Source organism: Desulfurispirillum alkaliphilum (assembly GCF_055378285.1).
In genome coordinates, this window is the sequence record NZ_AP042405.1 from 999166 (window position 1) to 1018032 (window position 18867).

The 18867-nt window shown below is 44.8% G+C and carries 15 protein-coding genes; 14 read left to right on the top strand and 1 reads right to left on the bottom strand.

What is annotated here, in order from left to right:
• The first annotated feature begins 32 nt into the window (after positions 1-32).
• The 14 genes from ACZ46I_RS04610 to ACZ46I_RS04675 all read left to right on the top strand — a co-directional run bounded on the left by ACZ46I_RS04610 (position 33) and on the right by ACZ46I_RS04675 (position 18027).
• Complete coding sequence (locus tag ACZ46I_RS04610) at positions 33-848, top strand: ABC transporter permease (protein ID WP_464281581.1); 816 nt, start codon at positions 33-35, stop codon at positions 846-848.
• Positions 848-2137, top strand: coding sequence for an ABC transporter ATP-binding protein (locus ACZ46I_RS04615; protein ID WP_464281582.1), 1290 nt, complete (start codon positions 848-850; stop codon positions 2135-2137). The genes ACZ46I_RS04610 and ACZ46I_RS04615 overlap by 1 nt, the downstream gene beginning before the upstream one ends.
• The gene (locus ACZ46I_RS04620) at positions 2130-3341 is read left to right on the top strand and encodes a class I SAM-dependent methyltransferase (RefSeq protein ID WP_464281583.1); all 1212 of its coding nucleotides are present in this window, start codon (positions 2130-2132) and stop codon (positions 3339-3341) included. Before ACZ46I_RS04615 ends, ACZ46I_RS04620 begins: the two co-directional genes overlap by 8 nt.
• A gap of 4 nt (positions 3342-3345) precedes the next feature.
• Positions 3346-4101 carry a hypothetical protein gene (locus ACZ46I_RS04625; protein ID WP_464281584.1) on the top strand — a complete coding sequence of 252 codons (756 nt, stop codon included), beginning with the start codon at positions 3346-3348 and terminating at the stop codon, positions 4099-4101.
• Positions 4102-4152: 51 nt separating this feature from the next.
• The gene (locus ACZ46I_RS04630; protein WP_464280675.1) at positions 4153-5367 is read left to right on the top strand and encodes an ISL3 family transposase; all 1215 of its coding nucleotides are present in this window, start codon (positions 4153-4155) and stop codon (positions 5365-5367) included.
• A 52-nt stretch (positions 5368-5419) separates the two neighbouring features.
• Positions 5420-7051, top strand: a complete 1632-nt coding sequence (locus tag ACZ46I_RS04635) for a rhamnan synthesis F family protein (RefSeq protein ID WP_464281585.1) — start codon at positions 5420-5422, stop codon at positions 7049-7051.
• Positions 7052-7070: 19 nt separating this feature from the next.
• On the top strand, positions 7071-8285 hold the full coding sequence (locus tag ACZ46I_RS04640; RefSeq protein ID WP_464281586.1) for an enolase C-terminal domain-like protein: 1215 nt from the start codon (positions 7071-7073) through the stop codon (positions 8283-8285).
• Positions 8278-9369, top strand: a complete 1092-nt coding sequence (locus ACZ46I_RS04645; RefSeq protein ID WP_464281587.1) for a glycosyltransferase family 2 protein — start codon at positions 8278-8280, stop codon at positions 9367-9369. The genes ACZ46I_RS04640 and ACZ46I_RS04645 overlap by 8 nt, the downstream gene beginning before the upstream one ends.
• Before the next feature lie 7 nt (positions 9370-9376).
• Complete coding sequence (locus ACZ46I_RS04650; RefSeq protein WP_464281588.1) at positions 9377-10855, top strand: glycosyltransferase; 1479 nt, start codon at positions 9377-9379, stop codon at positions 10853-10855.
• Positions 10856-11002: 147 nt separating this feature from the next.
• The gene (locus ACZ46I_RS04655; RefSeq protein WP_464281589.1) at positions 11003-13735 is read left to right on the top strand and encodes a glycosyltransferase family 2 protein; all 2733 of its coding nucleotides are present in this window, start codon (positions 11003-11005) and stop codon (positions 13733-13735) included.
• Positions 13732-14673, top strand: coding sequence for an NAD-dependent epimerase/dehydratase family protein (locus tag ACZ46I_RS04660; protein WP_464281590.1), 942 nt, complete (start codon positions 13732-13734; stop codon positions 14671-14673). The genes ACZ46I_RS04655 and ACZ46I_RS04660 overlap by 4 nt, the downstream gene beginning before the upstream one ends.
• 7 nt (positions 14674-14680) lie before the next feature.
• Positions 14681-15961 carry an NAD(P)/FAD-dependent oxidoreductase gene (locus ACZ46I_RS04665; RefSeq protein WP_464281591.1) on the top strand — a complete coding sequence of 427 codons (1281 nt, stop codon included), beginning with the start codon at positions 14681-14683 and terminating at the stop codon, positions 15959-15961.
• Positions 15958-16368: a GtrA family protein gene (locus tag ACZ46I_RS04670; RefSeq protein ID WP_464281592.1), complete on the top strand. Its 411-nt coding sequence runs from the start codon at positions 15958-15960 to the stop codon at positions 16366-16368. The genes ACZ46I_RS04665 and ACZ46I_RS04670 overlap by 4 nt, the downstream gene beginning before the upstream one ends.
• Before the next feature lie 105 nt (positions 16369-16473).
• Positions 16474-18027 carry a hypothetical protein gene (locus ACZ46I_RS04675; RefSeq protein WP_464281593.1) on the top strand — a complete coding sequence of 518 codons (1554 nt, stop codon included), beginning with the start codon at positions 16474-16476 and terminating at the stop codon, positions 18025-18027.
• Here ACZ46I_RS04675 and ACZ46I_RS04680 read toward each other — a convergent pair.
• Positions 18018-18855 (bottom strand): IS5 family transposase gene (locus ACZ46I_RS04680; protein ID WP_464280308.1). Its coding sequence is split into 2 segments (ribosomal slippage): positions 18018-18449 and positions 18451-18855, totalling 837 coding nucleotides; the frame shifts between segments, so codons are not numbered across the junction. The genes ACZ46I_RS04675 and ACZ46I_RS04680 overlap by 10 nt on opposite strands.
• Positions 18856-18867: the final 12 nt, after the last annotated feature.

The window sequence follows — 18867 nt, forward strand, 5'->3', positions numbered from 1 at the left end:
GCACAAGGCTTTGGTCAGTCAGTAGGAACCCTATGCATGTTTATATAAAAGAATTTTATCGCTTTGTCCGCCATGTCCTGAATAACCGGACGCTGCTTTATCAACTGGTTATCCACGACTTCAAAAAACAATATCTTGGTTCCTACATGGGGCTTGCTTGGGCTTTCATACAACCGCTTACATTCATGCTCGTGATATGGTTTGTGTTTGAAGTAGGCTTCAAGGTGGGCCCTTCAACGGGAGGAATGCCGTTTTTTCTCTGGCTCGCCAGCGGTATGATCCCCTGGCTTTTTCTGGCCAGCTCAATAAGCTCGGGGGCAAGTGCAATCACTGGCAACGCATTTCTTGTCCGCAAAGTCGCTTTTCGCGTCAGTATCCTTCCTATCGTGGAAGTTCTGTCCGCCGGAATAATCCATTTGGGCCTTGTCATTTTCCTGTTTGCCATGTTTTTTATCTATGGGTATAAACCCACGGTTTATTGGCTGCAGCTACCATTTTATACCTTCTTGGCCATAGTGCTTTCTGTCGGTATATCATGGTTCACTTCGGCCATTCAGGTTTTTGTTAAAGACATGAGCAGTCTTATTGCTGTTTTGCTTCAAATTGGTTTTTGGTATACGCCTATTTTCTGGAGTCTGGATCTTGTGCCCGCAAAATACCAGTATCTGATCAAATTGAATCCCGCATATTATATTGTCGATGGCTACCGGGCAGCGCTTATACATAATACATGGTTCTGGGAGCGTCATACGCTCGGCGCCTATTTCCTGGTGATTACCATTGTTCTCTTTATCGTTGGCGCAATTGTTTTCAAACGATTGCGACCCCACTTTGCGGATGTGCTCTGATGGCCAGTGCTATTATTTCCGTACACCACGTCACCAAAACCTATCCCCTCTATCAAAATCCTACCGATCGGCTTAAAGAGGCGCTAAACCCTTTGCGAAAGAAGTATCACAAAGATTTCCACGCGCTTGATAATATAAGCTTTGAAATCAACCGAGGGGAAACCGTAGGGATTATTGGCCGGAACGGCAGCGGCAAGTCCACTCTGCTGAAAATCATAGCTGGAGTTCTCACTCCCACCTCCGGCAGGGCTATCGTGCGAGGAAAAGTCTCGGCAATACTGGAGCTAGGCGCTGGCTTTAACCCCGAAATGACAGGCATGGAAAACATTTACCTAAGCAACACAATTAACGGCATAGCTCAAGAAGAAACAGACCGACAGGTCGAGGAAATTATTGAATTTGCCGAGTTAGGTAAGTTCATTCATCAGCCACTTAAAACCTACAGCAGTGGTATGGCAGCACGTCTCGCCTTTGGTGTAGCCATTCATGTCAAGCCAGAAATTCTGATTATTGACGAAGCGCTAAGCGTTGGCGATATTCGCTTTCAGCAGAAATGTCTCCGTCGCATGGATCAACTGAAAAAGAACAACACCACCATTCTCTTTGTCAGCCATTCAACAGGCGCGGTAGAAACATTCTGCAGCCGAGCCATATGGATTCACGAGGGTATGCTAAAGGAAGATGGGGACAGTGAGCTGGTGTGCAAAAAATACTTTTCTTTTATGACCTACGGACAGGAAACAACGAAAAACACACCCGTCTCCCAACCTTCAAATACAAAACAACTCACCGATATTCAGTGGCAATCTCTTAAAAACTGTGAAAGTTTTGGAGAAGGTGGGGCAAGGATAACAGGTATTGCCCTTGTGGATGAAAATTCTAATCAACTTAGTGTATTGCAAGGAGGAGAGAAAGTAAGGCTTTTGTTAAAGGTGCAAACCCATGAAGAACTGTATAGCCCTATAATCGGGTTTATTGTTAAGAATCATCTTGGCGTGCGAGTCATGGGGACGAATACCTATGTTTCAAAAAAAAACCGGGACTTGAATCTGAGCAGAGTTGGTAATTATATAGTTGAATTATGCTTTAGTGTTCCATTCTTACAGAATGGAGAGTATACAATGACAGTGGCATTGGCGGAAGGCATACAAGATAGCCATGTGCAGCACCATTGGGTACATGATGCCCTTGTGTTTAAAATGCAGTCAATGGATGAAGGCGCTAGGTTGAGCCATATTCTGATTGTTAAAAACCTACAGGTTCTCACTAAGGAAATCAATCATGCATAGGTTTTTAGAGAAAGTGATTTTTCCCATTCTGGATAATATAAATATTGGCACTATGGTTGAGATAGGATCACAGCGGGGTGATGGCACACTAAAGCTGATTGAGTACTGCAAGTCTCGGGGTTCCTTTTTGATTTCTATTGACCCTTTGCCTCAATTTGATTTTATTCAGATTGAGGCGGAAAATGATAAGTATTTTAAAATGATATGTGACCTTAGCCTGAATGCACTCCAGGAAATACACAATGTGGATGTGGTACTCATAGATGGCGATCACAACTGGTATACGGTTTACAATGAACTGCGCTTGATTTATCGAAATAATAAAGGCAAGTTTCCCATTGTTTTTTTTCATGATATAGGGTGGCCATATGGAAGAAGGGATCTGTATTACGACCCCAAGAATATACCAATTGAGTTTCTGCACCCATACAAAAAAAGTGGAATATTGCCCCATGAAAATGACCTGATAGGTGATGACGGTTTAAATTGTCATTTAAATAACGCTATTTACGAGAATGGCGAACAAAATGGAGTGCTGACTGCTATCGAAGACTTCATGGCGGGTTGTGACCTGGATTTAACTTTATACAAAGCAGATGGGTTAAACGGTTTTGGTATTTTGTTTGAAAACCATGACATAAATCACGTTCTTTTTTGCGAAGACAAGGTCACTGTCAAGTTGCTTGAGCTAACCGAGCATGACCGAATTTCTAAAGAAATTACCCTTAAAAAAAATAGCAACATATTACAATCCCACAAAACCTCCTTGGCTCAAATTCAAAAAAAACTACAGGACAATGAAACCATGTTGGCCCAGGCTCAAGAAAGTCTGAGCGAAACGAAATCTGCCCTGAAGGACAGAGAGGTCGCGCTGGCTCGAACTCAGGACAGCCTGAGCGAAACGCAATCTGCCCTGAAGGACAGAGATGTCGCGCTGGCTCGAACTCAGGACAGCCTGAGTGAAACACAATCTGCCCTGAAGGACAGAGAGGTCGCGCTGGCTCAAACTCAGGACAGCTTGAGTGAAACGAAATCCGTCCTGAAGGACAAAGAAGCTGTGCTGATTGCGCTGCAGCAGACCCTGCAAACGCAAATGCGGGAAAAGGACACGCTTGCCAACGAATTGGCAAGTGTACTTCTTAGCAGAAGCTGGCGTTACACCCGTTTCATCAGGAAAGCCATCAGAATGCTGAAGAGGAAATAATGTCATGAAATGGATTCAAAGATCTTTCAATAAATTTGCTGTGTATAAGGCCATCAAGGGAAGTGGATTGTTTGATGAAATCTATTATCTCATATCTTATCCAGATGTGCGCCAAGCCGACATGGATCCGGTTCGCCACTTCATTTCTTCTGGAGCATTCGAGGGCAGAAACCCCAACCGGTATTTTGACACTGCTTTCTATCTGAACTCAAACCCTGATGTGAACCCCGGTGGCATAAACCCTTTGTATCACTACATTAGATATGGGGAGAGAGAAGGTCGAAGACCCAACCCCGACTTTGACCCTGTATGGTACCTGGAATTCAACGTTGATGTGAAGGAATCAGGTCAGGGATCTCTTTGGCATTACTTTTCGCATGGTTCAGCTGAAGGGCGCGCAGTTAATGCAGCTCAGCAAGAGAAGCGTCAGAGAGATCAAGAGGCGCATGAGATCATTTTGCGAAGTGGTCTCTTTGATGAAGATTATTATTTAGAGAAATATCCTGACCTTCCCAGGGAGGATGTAAGTCCGATTTGGCACTATTTGTTTTATGGTGCTACAGAGATGAGAGATCCTTCACCCTTTTTCCACACAAGATATTACACCCAGTGCAATCCAGATGTGTTAGCTAGTGGCATGAATCCGCTTCTTCATTATATTGTCTACGGAAGGCATGAAAATCGCCTGCCTAATTGCGTTGATGTTTCCATGGTGAAAACTAGGCTCTTCCGTATTGAGGATACATTGACAAAAAAGTGAGCATGGTGCCATTTATCGGGATTACAACCAAATAATTCCGGGAGAAGCACCATGCCCACCAGTGTTCTTTACCATGCCTACGGCCTTGCTGGCTACGATTACATCCGTACACAGTATCGCGGCAATACCATCAATTTCCATGTCCGGCCCCGTAAAAAGCTGATTCGCTGCCCTGCGTGCCTTGGCCGTTCTGTCATATTGCGAGGCAGTAGCATTCGTCGGTTACGAGGTTTGCCTTTGGGGATCAAGTCCACTTGGTTGCACGTCCACGTTCCACGCATCCAGTGCCTTCAGTGCGGTAGCGTCAGGCGGGTGAGTCTGAAAATAGCCTCTCCACGGTGTTCCTACACCCATGCATTTGCTCGGTATGTGGTCTCCCTTGCCCAAGCTATGAGCCTCATTGATGTAGCACGGCTTCTTGGTATAGGCTGGGACCTGGTCAAGTCCATTTTCAAGCGGTATCTGCATCATCACTATAGTAGCCCTTCACTTGCTGGGCTTGAGTATATCGCCATTGATGAGAAATACACCGGACGCAAACATGGCTTCATTACTCTCGTCATTGACCTTGGTTCAGCCAGGGTCGTATACGTTGGAGCAGGCAAACAGGCAGAAGCGCTTGATGGTTTCTGGAAACGCCTTGGTCGTCGCAAGTCATCTATCAAAGCCGTTGCTGCTGACATGAGTCCGGCTTACCGGTCGGCAGTGCTCGAACACCTTCCATCTGCTGCGTTGGTGTTTGATCGTTTCCATGTCGTCAAGCTTATGAATGAACGCCTTACCGATATTCGCCGCGAGCTGTACCATGAGCTCACAAGTCAGCATGACAAGAGCATTCTCAAAGGCACTCGCTGGATGCTTCTCAAAAATCCGCAGAGCATTGGCGAGCAAACCAGCGATCATGAACGCCTTGAACTTGCCCTGCAGGCCAATCGACCATTGGCGGTTGCCTACTATATGAAAGAAGATCTCCGCCAGATATGGCAACAAACTGACAAGGTAGCTGCCACGGTATTCCTCGATGACTGGATCAACAGGGCTCAGGCATCAGCCATCAAAGGGTTGAAGAAAATGGCCAAAACGCTGGAGAAGCACCGAGAGGGAATCCTGAACTGGTATGATCACCCCATATCAACAGGACCACTTGAGGGGATCAACAACAAAATTGATACCCTCAAAAGGCAAGCCTATGGATACAGAGATATGGAATTCTTCGAGCTCAGAATAAAGGCCCTCCATAATTCAAAGTACGCTTTAACCGGATGAACCGAAAACTATACAGTTCGTTAGTGAAAGTGATAATAGAGATATACCTCTTGTGGATGAAGGTGAGAGAATTCTTGTTTTTAGTCATTACAACAAGAATGAATTGTTATCAGAGCATGTTGTATATGCGCTTAGCAAGATTGGTTGCCTTTTTGCGAGGGTGATTTTTGTTTCAAACAGCAAGCTAAACGTTGGCGATCTTGACAAGTTAGGTGCATATTGCGACAAAATTATAGTGAGGAATAATGTCGGGTTTGATTTCGGAGGCTATAAGGATGCGCTTCTGCATGAAGGGTTAGATTCTGTTTCTGAATATCGTAGTTTGACCATCATGAATGACACTTGTTTTGGCCCTATTCGCGATATTGGTGAGATATATGGCGACATGGAGTCGAGAGGAATTGATTTTTGGGGATTAACAAATCATGCTGAGGCGGCAAATGGTATGCCGGGTACCAATGGGCCGGTGCCAGAGCATTTGCAAAGTTACTTCTTGGTTTTCTCTCATTCTGTACTGAATTCAGTCGCGTTTAAGGCATTCTGGGAGGGCGTTCCATATTACCTAGGCAGGGATGAAGTGATACAGAATTGCGAGACAAGGCTTACGCCTCTGTTGACTTCAGCAGGATTTAGTCATCTAGCGCTTTGCGATTGTAGTAATGACGTGAATTATAATGAAGATGTTGCCATGAACTGCCCGGAGTTGCTCTTGGATAGGGGAATTCCTTTTTTTAAGATACGGCGATTTAAGAGTTTTCAATATCCTCGCTATTTACTTAAGTTATTATCTCAAAAAACAGGATTTCCAAGTTATTTAGTGTTCGATTATTTTTTTAAGACAGAGCCGCCATCTTATGTCGCCAGGATATTTAATAAAAATATATATGTTGGTGGAAATGTTAGGTTGGCTGAGGATTCAAATAAGTCATTGGCGATTCATATACATGTTTTTTATATCGATGTGCTTGAGTATATTTTATCTAAGGTAGAATTCTCAATTGTCGATTTTGATATCTACTTCAGTGTCTCTTCACAGGAACTTAAAGAGGATGTTGTTGGCTCTTCAAAGAAGGCTCATATCTATGACGCGGTTAAAGATATTTACGTGTGTGAGAATATTGGCCGTAATATTTATCCTTGGTTGAAAATGCAGAATAGCTTGAGTCAGTATGACTACGTCCTTCATTTGCATACAAAAAAATCACCAACAGCAGACTCCTGGGTGGGGGAATCGTGGCTAGATGAAGTTTTAGATGCTTTTTTGTGCAATCTGCAGGGGCTTGTAGCTTATCTGAACAATAACCCGAAGGTAGGGCTAATAGTGCCAGATGTTCCGCACTATTTTAAGTATCAAGGGTCATTATGGGGTGGAAATGAAAGTGAGTGTCAAGCCTTATGGCACTCACTGGGTTGCAAGAAATACATTGATTTTGCAGGTGAAAAATCTCCAATATTTCCAGTAGGATTTATGTTTCTGTATAGGCCTTTGGCTCTTGCGCCACTGTGGAGCGATATATCAATATACGAGTTTCCAGAGGAACCGCTGCGAAATAACCGAACAATATTGCATGCCATTGAAAGGTTACCTGTATATATAGCTTGGGATGAAGGATATGACTATCGAGTTGCTGTAGGGCCTGAACATCTTTCATCGGCATTTGACTATAAAGTAAATGTAAAATAATGAATGGGGGATTTTCGTTATGGATGTAATTTCTGACATAAGTATAGAGCATGACTACATAAATTCGTTCTGCAACTTTGCAATAGATAAGATCAACACCGTTGTTAGTATTGAGCTTTTTTTTATTAAAGTTGATATCGCGCGTAACTTTAGCCAGGGAGTCTGGCCTGCTAGATATCAATGTATGCTGAAAGTAACTTCTGGAGGGCTAGCAGGCTGGTCAGAACTTACATTGACAAGGCTTGAAAGGGCGGTAATAGACACAGAGAGAACTTACTCTGAGTGGCTTGGACTGACAATTGATGATGCATTGCGATTATGTGTGAGCGCAATTGGGCGCATGCCTGATATGTACCTTGAGGCTATGGAGCTTGCTCTAATTGACTTAGCTGCACGGATTCGTGGCGTAAATGCCATGGACTACCTGGGGCTTCCAAAGCAGTCAACCTCTCTACCTGGCCTTGAGTGTATTCTGCAAAAAAACCCTTTCAATGCTGTTGAGCAAGCAAAGCTATTGGCAAGAACGCACCTTAAGATAAAACTTTTCGGCGACATTGATCATGATACGCAAATCGTTAAATGTGTACGCGACGCTATTCCTGACGGCTGCTTTCTTGTGGCGGACGTGAATGAGGGATATTTGAAAGACTGTCAAATAGAAGATGACGAGCTAGAGGTACTTGCGGAGTACATGTCAATATTGCAACGCGCTGGACTTGACGCCTGTGAGGATCCCGCAAAGATTTCTTTCAGTCAGATGGCGCATCTTCAATCAATGGTTCCCTCTTTGCCGATAATCCCCGATTATCTCCTGCGACCTGCCTACAAGCTCCATAAGGTGCTCGAAGTAGTGCCTGGTCATATTTATAATATTCATCCTCACACCATGGGTTCTATTCGAGCCATGATTTTGCTGGCGAAAAGAATTCTTGATGGTGGTGGAAAGCTTATGATTGGAGATAATAGCCTGATTGGTGCAGCATGTACAGCGTGGCAGCAACTGGCGTGTGCGCTTGGTGCTGAATGGTGTGAATCAATAGAGAAGCCACTGGAGTATTCTGACCTATTCATGAGTTGTGTCAATAATATCGTTACTAGGCGAGACGACAGTGGGATATGTCACTGTCATTACCGACTGAGTGGATTTGGGTTGGAGGTTGATTCAGAGAAGCTTGCTAGAAACTGTGAGGTATATAGAATGCTCGAAGCCAACAGGGAGTTTTTTCATGATTAAAGTATCTGTAATCGTCCCTGTATATAATGCACAGAAATATTTATCGGAATGCTTGGACAGTATAAGGGCTCAAGTTCTTAAAGATTTTGAAGTGATTTGCATTAATGATGGTTCTACTGATAGTTCCTTGGATATTCTGAATTCCTACGCGGAAAAGGATCAGCGATTTCGCATTTTCACAAAAGAAAATGCGGGTTCTGCGGCTGCAAGGAATGTAGGTCTTCGGTATGCGCGTGGTGAATATATTTATTTTGTTGATAATGATGACTTTATTGACTCAGAGGCGCTTCAGGCTTGCTGCGAAGTTGCGGATCGCTACACCTTGGATGTTGTTTATACTAACCCCAACTGGGTTTGTGAGTCGCCTGAGCTTATAGATCCCTATTCTAGAACGAAGGATCCCACTCCTGAGCAAAGTATAATTCAGAATGGCAAGGAGCTGTTCACATCTCTCATGCTGGGGTCAAACTATTATGCGGCACCTTGGAAGCGCTTCATCAGGAGGAGTTACCTTGAGGAGTTTGGCGTGAATTTCCTGGAAGAGGCAAGCCCTCATGAGGATAACCTGTTCTCGTTCAGGGTTGATATTGAGGCAGGTAAGGTACTTTTCCTTAAACGCAGATTTTATACCCATCGTTCGCATGGTGCATCAACCATGATAACCAATGAGAAAAAGCTCAATCTTGGTCCAAAAATTGTTTCACACTTCCTGTGTGGCTGCAGGATAATGCAGTATGCTTCGGGGCAACGCTATTCGCAGGACACCAGAATGGCAATATTGAGGCGAGTCAATGGCCTCTGGAACCGCGCATTCGAGCTTTTTGACGAATCAGACGGGAATCTGCGTGAGCTGGATTGGAAGAATATGTGGTTAGAGGAAAACCTGTTCAGCCAAATGCATAGATTGCGGTCTTCCGCACATGCCAGGGTGGCTGCCGAGCTATCACCTGCCGTCGCCACAGTGCAGGTTATCAATGAGCGCCGATTCTTACCGCAGCTCGCTAGTATAATGCTAAGAATTGACCAATACAAACTTCGACATGGCTGGTTACGGCTCATAAAACGCATTGTGACAGGGAAGTGATTTGGTAATGAAGGGTTTTCAATGGCTTAGCCAAGGCAGTCAATCTCGTGCGCAAGAAGAAAAAAGCGTCTTGCCGGTTTCGGTAGTGTTAGTTGTGATTAAATCTCGTATGTTGTTTGTTGAAGCTTTTGTGCTTCCGTCTATTCGGGCGAATAATCCAGCTGAGATTATAATCATTGATGATGATAGCATGACTAATCAGCACAAACGCAATTTAGGGGCTGAAAGGGCAACGCAAAAATATTTATTTGTCTGTGATGACGATGTCGTCATGCCTGCTGGTCATCTAGCTTCTCTTGTTTCTGCCTTGGAAAGTCATCCTGAGTGTTGTTTTGCCTATACTGATTATCAGGCCATTGTCATGGATCCAGAAACGCACCCTAAAAGAAAAAATTACTATCATAAGGCATCAGAATTTAACCTTGAGAAGCTTAAATTCCATAATTACATAGACACTTGCTCACTTGTGCGCAGAGAATCTTTTCCTGGGTTTGATCCTTCTATCAAGAGATTGCAGGATTGGGATTTGTGGCTCACAATAGCGCTAAAGGGTGGTAAAGGAATCTATGTCAAAGGGTCAGGTATTGTTAAATATTATTTAGATGAAGGGATTACATCCGTAAATTCTTCAATTGAGATGCATAAGTCTGTTTTGCTTAACAAACACGGTCTCTCTGGCTTACTTTCAATTTTGTTTATTGACAGCGGAAACAGATTCAATGACAAAGAGCTGGTCATGAAAAGCTTTAATGTTTTCAATGGAAATGAATTTTCACTGGATTTTGATGTTAGTGCTTTTCAGTCAGTTAAATCACTAAGGTTTGATCCGGTGGAGAATAAATATTCCAGGGTCAAGGTTACTAAAGTATTGTACCAATTTCACAATTCTCGCATACAGGAAATCGTCAATCCATCGCTCGAGTCCAATGGTGTGATCGATAAAGAAGGATTTACGTTATTTAACACTTTGGACCCTCGTTATATGCTGCCTAGTTTACAGGAAGATAGTGTTGCCGTAGTGAAAGTCCAAGGATATATCTATTTTTATGATAAGCAAAGTATAGAGGAAATGATAGGATGTGACAGGAACTCCAAGCAATTTGATGCGACTCTTTTTGTTGACACTGGTGATGGATTTAATCCGCAGGAATCTCTCACACAGAAATTTTCTATCAGCAAAGATGGCGATATTCATTTGGAATACGATGTGCGTGATTTTGAAAGTATACGGTCGTTAAGATTTGATCCTGTAGATAATGAATATTGCCTGGTGAGGTTACAGCATGTCGAGTACGTGTTTACTGATGGCAATGCAGTTGGGTGTAGTGTTCATGAAATAGAGTCAAATGGTGTTGCTGAAGACAATGGCTTTGTTCGCTTCAATACAACCGATCCTGTCTTTTATCTTCCAGTGTATGGTAGACGTGGTCTTGAGAAAATAAAAATCTCGTTTTTTGTCAGTATAATAGGTGGAGAATTGTCATGAGCCTAAGCAGACGTCCGTTAAACAATATTGCCGTAGCAGTGTATTTTTCCTTTTTTCGCTATATGCCTGGGCACGTTTAAAGTATTCAGTTAACATGCCACAATGGGATGATTATTCTTCCACTTATGACTTTGTACTTGAGCTTGAATGACAGTAGTTGATTCTGTTTTCGCGGAGGGCAGTATGTCCCATGTTTTGAGAAAAAATGTAGCTTTATGCGATAAGGGTTTAACTATTCTGGCTCTGGGTGAAGGGAATATTGGCGTAAGGCTAACGGAAATTTTTGGAATAGATAATTTTAATGGAGTCGCTTTTTGCGGTGCGCAAACTATAAAGGATGCTGGATTGAACTCAGTTGGCAATGTTACTCATGTTCCCTCCAGCCCTCTATCGTCTACAGCGCTTCAGAAGATTCTTAAAGTATCAGATTGTTTCGATTGCATTTATGTGTCAGGTTTTTCTTCTCCTGTTGAAACCATAAAGTTGCTGAACAGGTATTTTCCTCTTTTGCATGAAGACGGGGTTTTCGTATTGGATGTTTTGGGTAGAAGCTACACTGATACATCTGCTGGTATCTTCGAGCCATATTCCCAGGTAGCGTTATTAAAAAAACTTATTGATATTGTCAATTTCCGGCATTGGAGAGTAGGTAAGAAGCGTGAATGGTTATTGGAGTCATTTCACCGTAGATTTGGTGTGTCGCTACATGAATCTGTCCTGATGAATATCAGGTCAGTTCAGTTTTTCGATTCTTTTTGCATAGTCCAATCTTGTGGGCAAGTCCTTTGCGACACAGCTGGTATTTCTAAGCAAACTACTGATGTTTCTGTCCAAAGCGCAGGTGGACTGACTCCTGAAGAGCAGGTTCCCGTCCTACGCCATCAAATGCACAATTTAATTTTAGAAGTGGAGCAGTTGCGCGCTTCAACAAGCTGGAGAGTTACCGCGCCATTGCGTTATTTATCGCGTTTATTGCGAACGATATGGGCACTCTCGGCTTGGCCTGTGCTCTTAGTGCGACGATATGGCGGTTTGAGAAATTTTTTATTTAAACTCACCCAACTTATTAGAAGAGAAGGGTTGCGCGGTGTGATACGTAAACTTTCGCAGCATCGTTCAGTGCACATTCCTCGTCCCTCAAAAGGTTCCGGTGCGCATGACCGTAACGACTATACTGAATGGGTCAGGCGATACGATACTCTTACCGAGGCCTCGCGTGAAAAGATGCGTCAAGAAATGCAGTGTATGCCCTGTCAGCCTTGCATTTCCATTGTTATGCCCACGTATAACGCGAATCCTGTCTGGTTGGCGGAAGCGATAGAGTCTGTTATGGCGCAGGCATACGGCAATTGGGAGCTCTGTATTGCCGATGATGCTTCCACGAAATCCGAAGTGAAGGAGCTCCTGCTGGCTTTTGCTGAGCGAGATAGAAGAATTAAAGTCTGTTTTCGTGAGAAGAATGGGCACATCTCAGAAGCGTCGAATTCAGCGCTGCAACTTGCTACAGGTGAGTGGGTAGCCTTGCTGGATCACGATGACGTTTTACCTGCGCATGCACTCTTTTATGTCGCAAAAGCGATAGCGAGTAGCCCTTCAGCAAGGTTGATATATTCTGATGAAGATAAGATTGACAAGGAGGGCAACAGGTTCAGCCCTTATTTTAAGTGCGGATGGAATATGGACTTGTTCTATTCGCACAATATGTTTTCTCATCTTGGAGTGTATCAGAAGCAGCTTGTCGAGAGTGTTGGTGGTTTTCGCAAGGGTATGGAAGGCTCCCAGGATTATGATCTTGCCTTACGGTGTATAGAAGCTGCTGGTGTTGAGGCTATTGTTCATATACCGCGCATCCTCTATCACTGGCGCGTTCACGAGGAGAGTACAGCAGGGTCGGCTGTAGATGCCAAGCCATATGCGATGATTGCGGGCGAGCGGGCTTTGAATGAACACTTTCAGCGAATGCGCGTCAATGGAAGCGTTGAACTGGTACCTTATGGTTACCGCGCTCGCTACGGTTTACCTAAAGCCCTCCCATTGGTAAGCCTTATTATTCCTACCAGGAATTGCATGAAGCTGCTTAAGCAATGCGTAAGCAGTATTCTAGAAAAGACAGACTATGGGAACTATGAAATTCTTGTGGTGGATAACGGTACTGATGAAGTAGATGCTCTGGAGTATCTGGAGAGTTTGAAAGCGATGGATACTATCGAAGTCATACGTGATGATAGCCCTTTTAATTATGCATCACTTAACAACAAGGCGGTTGCAATGGCTCGTGGTGATGTCATTGGCCTGATAAACAATGATATTGAAGTGATATCCCCGAATTGGCTGTGTGAAATGGTGAGCCATGCTCTTCGGCCTGGTGTCGGTGCTGTTGGCGCAAAGCTGCTGTATCCTGATGATACCGTTCAGCATGCTGGTGTGCTTCTCGGCGTGGGAGGTATTGCCAACCATGCTCATAGAGGTTTTCCAAGGGGGCATAATGGCTATTTCTCAAGAGCCCAGCTCATCAGTTCATTCTCTGCTGTTACTGCAGCGTGTATGGTAGTGCAAAAAAAATATTATCTCCAGGTTGGTGGACTTGACGAGGTGAACCTTGCTGTCGCCTATAATGATATCGACTTTTGCCTGCGGCTTAAAGAGGCAGGGTTGCGCAATATCTGGACGCCGTACGCAGAGTTGTATCATCACGAATCGGCTTCACGGGGCTATGAGGATAATCCGGAGAAAATCGCGCGGCTTCAGAATGAGGAGGGTTATATGAGGCAACGATGGGGGCACTCTATAGAGCATGATCCAGCATATAGCCCGAACTTATCAATAGAGGACACAGATTTTAGCTTGGCCTGGCCACCACGCATAGAGGTAATGCAGTGAACAGTAATATAAAAATACTCATCCCTGGTGCTGCCGGTCTGGTGGGTCAGAATCTCATAATCCAGCTCAAGGATCGGGGTTATCGGAATATTGTCGCTCTCGACAAGCACGCTGAAAATGCCAGGATTCTCAAAGAGTTGCATCCGGATATCACGGTTATTGTAGCTGATTTGTCAGAGCGTGGTGAGTGGGAGAGTGCCTTTGATGGCGCTGATGTTGTTTTGATGCTGCAGGCGCAGATTGGTGCACCCACTATCGAACCTTTCATCAGGAATAACATAAAATCAACGGAAGTTATCCTCGATCTCATAAAGAGGTTTCATATCCCCTATACGGTTCACATCAGCTCATCGGTTGTCGAATCGGTTGCCAGCGACTTCTACACCAATACAAAAAAAGAACAGGAGCGGATGGTGGTTGAGTCGGGTATTCCCCACTGTGTTTTGCGGCCAACGCTTATGTTTGGCTGGTTTGATCGCAAGCATCTGGGGTGGCTGAGCCGTTTCATGGAGAAAGTACCCGTTTTCCCCATCCCTGGGCATGGGCGCTATATGCGCCAGCCGCTGTATGAAAAAGATTTCTGCAATATCATAATCCGAGCGATGGAAATGCAGCCTCAAAATGAGATATTCAACATAACGGGTTGCGAAAAAATTGACTACATCGACATTATCAAAACTATCAAACGGGTGAAAAACCTGAAAACGCCAATTGTGAATATTCCCTACTCCATGTTTAAAGGGATGATGAGTTTTTACGCCATGTTCAGTTCGAATCCGCCGTTTACAACTCAGCAACTTGAGGCACTGGTTGCTGATGATGTGTTCGAACTGATTCCCTGGTGGGATATCTTCGGTGTTCAGCCTACTCCCTTTGAAGAAGCCATGCGTGAGACTTTTACGCATCCAGAGTACAGTAAAATTCAGTTAAAGTTTTAGGGGTACCATGAAGAAAGTTGCCGTTATTGGAGCTGGGCCCATGGGTCTAGCCGTGGCTTATCAGCTGGTGCTGGATGGCCATATCCCTGTCATTTTTGAAGCTGACGATCGCATAGGAGGCATGACGGCCTCCTTTGATTTTGGAGGCGTTGAAATTGAGCGTTACTACCACTTTCACTGTACCAGCGATGAAGCGTTTTTTGAATTACTGGAAGAATTGAACCTCGGTACCAAGCTCCACTGGGTAAACACCAGGATGGGCTACTGGTATCGTGGGGCAATCCAGCCCTGGGGGAATCCCATCGCGCTGTTGCGGTTCAAGGGACTTGGTTTGCCGGCAAAGGTTCGGTATGGCCTTCATGCGTTCCTGTCCGTTAAGCGTGATAACTGGAAACCACTTGAACGTTATGATGCCTTGTCCTGGGTGCGAAAATGGGTTGGCAATGAAGCGTACAAGGTGCTGTGGGAGAAACTCTTTTTCCTGAAATTTTACGAGCACTCAACAAACTTGTCTGCCCCATGGATTTGGAGCCGAATTCGGCGTATCGGGCGCTCGCGTTATAATCTTTTCAAGGAAAAACTTGGGTATCTGAATGGTGGCTCAAAGACCTTGCTGGGCGCCATGAGAGAGAGAATTGAGTCGCTAGGTGGTGAGTTCCGGCTTTCTTCGGCGGTTCAGCAAATTATTGTGGAAAAGGGGCAGGCTGCTGGCGTTGTGGTCCATGATGAGTCGCTCTATTTTGAGAGGGTGATCAGTACGATTCCGCTGCCGCTTGCGGGGCGCCTCTTGCCAGACTCCATGGGCATAAACCGCGATAAGCTTCTGAGTAAGGAGAACATCGGGGTAGTGTGCGTGATCGCGAAGCTTGCAAAGCCTCTGAGTGAAAACTTCTGGCTCAATACCAATGACGATGGAATGGATATTCCCGGTATTATTGAATATGGAAACCTTAACCCGGAGGTGGGGCATATTGTATATGTTCCTTACTACATGCCGCGATCAAACCTGAAATACCTTGAGTCCGACGAAACGTTCAAAAGTCGAGTTTCAGCTTACTTTCAAGCCATCAACCCTGGAATACGTGACGAAGATATTCTTGATATGGCTGTACATCGCTATGACTATGCACAACCCATCTGTCATCCTTGCTACCCGGAGTCGCTGCCCCCTGAAGAGATCTGCAAGGGACTGTATCTGGCGGATACCACCTACTACTACCCGGAGGATCGTGGCATAAGTGAATCCATCGGGTATGGGCGTTCAATGGCCAGGCGAGCAGTACTGTGATTGCGGCATTTCGCTCGCGCCAGTTTATAGCTTTTTTGCTTGCCGGTGGTTTTGCCGCGATAGTGAACTTTGGAAGCCGCTTTGCGTACAATGAATTCGTCTCTTTTGGCAATGCGGTACTGCTTGCTTACCTGACGGGCATGGTTACGGCATTTGTACTCAATAAGTTCCTGGTGTTTGAAAAGAGTATTCACTCTACAAAAAAAGAGTTTTTCTATTTCACCATTGTTAATCTAGCCGCTGTGCTGCAGACCTATGTCATCAGTGTTGGCTTGGCACACTATGCGTTTCCGGCAGTTCAATTCGAATTCTACCCGGAAGCTGTTGCGCATGGGGTTGGGGTAATTTTCCCGGTGTTTACGAGCTTTCTGGGGCATAAGTATTTCAGTTTCAGGAGGATGGAGTAGGTGTCCCATAAACTATATAGCGGCTTTGGTGGAGCATAACGTATGCTGCTCATTGAGTGAGCTAGATGCCTGAATGCATAATGGACTTCATGAAGGAAATTGGTTATGGCGATTAGGTCCTACTTATTAATATTCTCTATGTTTTTTCTTGTCTCTGTTGCTATCGGCATTGCGAATAATTACTCGCCTGTTCCATTCTGGGATATGTGGAATGCATATCTTGATTTTTATATTAAATCTTCTGAAGGAAATCTAGAGCGATGGGTAGCGCTGCATAATGAGCACCGCATTGTTTTATCAAGAATACTTTTTTGGATAGACATTAAGCTGTTTGGTGGAAGTATCATTTTTCTTTTGATCATGAATTTCATCTTGATGTTGTTCATGGTGGCCGTTTTCTACCTGCTTGTATGGAATCTTTTCAATGGCAAAACCTATCGTGATACGAGAGTGGCATTGACTTTGTTTATCGTCATAATTGTGTTTTCGTGGATGCAGCATGAAAACATAACATGGGGTTTTCAAAGCCAGTTTTTCCTTGCTTACTCAATTCCTTTGCTGAGTTTTCTTGTCTTGGGGCTATATTCCCAGCATGGCACTGCGCGATACTTTCTCGGTGCTTTGGTGTTTGGCGTTCTGTCAGTATTTACCATGGGTAATGGTGTCTTGGTGTTACCGCTCCTGGTTATCCTGAGTATAGCTCTTGGCCTTGGGTGGATTCGATCATTGCTGATTGCCTGTGTTGGTGTGGTGACACTGTATTGTCACTATTCACACTATGGCGCGCCACCTGGCCATGGTTCATTAAGCGTTACTTTGACACAACATACGGGCAGCTTTATACTGTATGTTCTTACCTACCTGGGGAATCCGTTTTACTATATGCTCGGAAAGCCCGACTTACTGGTGCCACAGCTTCTTGGTGCAGTTATGATAGGCTCATGTGCTTATTTTACCTTCAGGTGCTTTGTCTCACCCTCTTTTCGTCATCCCATGGTGCTGGTGCTACTGGCATTTTTGTTGTTTATTGGAGGATCAGTAGTTGGGACAGCCGGGGGAAGGGCTGTTTTTGGTATATCGCAAGCTTTGTCAAGCCGCTATACGACTCCAGCCATTATGGCTTGGGCATCGCTTTTCATTCTTGTAGCATATGCTCACAAAGAGACCTTTTTTCAAAAAAAATATTTTGTGACCATTGTGGTTCTTGTGCCTGTGCTGCTTCTCCCATACCAGCTCAAATCATTGAAGCCAGATTTGCAGAGTCTTGCGGAGAAGGAAGTTGCCGCACTCGCGCTTGCGATGCAAGTTCGAGATCACCAGAGTATTAAAAAGGTTTTTCCTGTTGTCGAATGGGCCCTTGATATAGCCAAAAGACCAAGTGAAATGGGGATATCTGTCTTTGGTGCAGAGCGATTTCGTTATGCGCAAGAAATAGGCAAAAGATACTCTTTTGAAAACTTTCCGTCAGGTTTTGCGCATTTGGATCAAGTTATTCCTCTGGAAAAAGGCTCGTACAGGATAGAAGGATGGTTTTTTTCATCAGAGACGAGGCAACCAGGATATTTATTGATGGTCGATGATGAAGAGCGGCTTGTTGGTATTGCTCTTGCTGGATTTCCCCGCCCGGATGTGGTCAAGCATTTTAGGACTTATCCATAAATTACGCCGATTTTCCTGTATGTGATTATCGCCGCCGCGAGACACGTCAATCCGTAGTGAGTGACCTCAAGCTTCTCAAAGCGCACATGAATCTTCCTGAAACGGTTGAACCAGGAAATAGATGCTTCCACTATCCAGCGCCTCGCCTTCTTTGATGGGTCACGCTTCTTGTCCTCGATCTCTTCTTTTCGCTGCTTTACATGGGGTATGTATCCGCGCTGAAGAATGCTGCTGAGCGCCGGCTTTCCCTTGTAGCCACAATCTGCGCAAAGATGCTGCTCCTGCTCTGCAGGCTTCTCGAAGACTACGCCATCAAGAACGGCTTCAAGCTGGCTCACATCATGCCGGTTCGCTCCGGTTACGACGATGGACAACGGGACGCCACGACCGTCCACCAGGACATGACGCTTGCTCCCGTTTTTTTCCCCGATCCGTCGGGTTCTTCCCTACGGTTTCAAGAGCCATTGGAGCTTTGTACATTCCGCCATCTATGCTTTGCCACTCCCAAGCTATCCCCTCCATCTCGTCATACTCAGCCAGCCCCTGACGCCAAATAGCTTCGAATACACCGGCCTTACTCCATTCAATGAAGTACTTGTGCACTGCACTGGCGCAACCAAACTGCTCCTTGGGTATCGCTTTCCACTGACAACCGGTGCGCAGCACATAGACAATGCCGGAAAACGCCTTCCTGGGGTCAAGTCGCTTGCGCCCACCACCAGGCTTGCGCTTGTAGATCTTGTCAGGATCTCTTTGCTGGATTGGCAGTAAAGGCTCAACTCTTTGCCAGAAGGCATCTGAAACTTCCCATGATTGCACTTTAGACATAAATCACCGCCA

Coding starts and splice junctions, on each gene's coding strand:
- ACZ46I_RS04610 (WP_464281581.1), top strand. CDS start 33: ATGCATGTTTATATAAAAGAATTTTATCGCTTTGTCCGCCATGTCCTG.
- ACZ46I_RS04615 (WP_464281582.1), top strand. CDS start 848: ATGGCCAGTGCTATTATTTCCGTACACCACGTCACCAAAACCTATCCC.
- ACZ46I_RS04620 (WP_464281583.1), top strand. CDS start 2,130: ATGCATAGGTTTTTAGAGAAAGTGATTTTTCCCATTCTGGATAATATA.
- ACZ46I_RS04625 (WP_464281584.1), top strand. CDS start 3,346: ATGAAATGGATTCAAAGATCTTTCAATAAATTTGCTGTGTATAAGGCC.
- ACZ46I_RS04630 (WP_464280675.1), top strand. CDS start 4,153: ATGCCCACCAGTGTTCTTTACCATGCCTACGGCCTTGCTGGCTACGAT.
- ACZ46I_RS04640 (WP_464281586.1), top strand. CDS start 7,071: ATGGATGTAATTTCTGACATAAGTATAGAGCATGACTACATAAATTCG.
- ACZ46I_RS04645 (WP_464281587.1), top strand. CDS start 8,278: ATGATTAAAGTATCTGTAATCGTCCCTGTATATAATGCACAGAAATAT.
- ACZ46I_RS04650 (WP_464281588.1), top strand. CDS start 9,377: ATGAAGGGTTTTCAATGGCTTAGCCAAGGCAGTCAATCTCGTGCGCAA.
- ACZ46I_RS04655 (WP_464281589.1), top strand. CDS start 11,003: ATGACAGTAGTTGATTCTGTTTTCGCGGAGGGCAGTATGTCCCATGTT.
- ACZ46I_RS04665 (WP_464281591.1), top strand. CDS start 14,681: ATGAAGAAAGTTGCCGTTATTGGAGCTGGGCCCATGGGTCTAGCCGTG.
- ACZ46I_RS04675 (WP_464281593.1), top strand. CDS start 16,474: ATGGCGATTAGGTCCTACTTATTAATATTCTCTATGTTTTTTCTTGTC.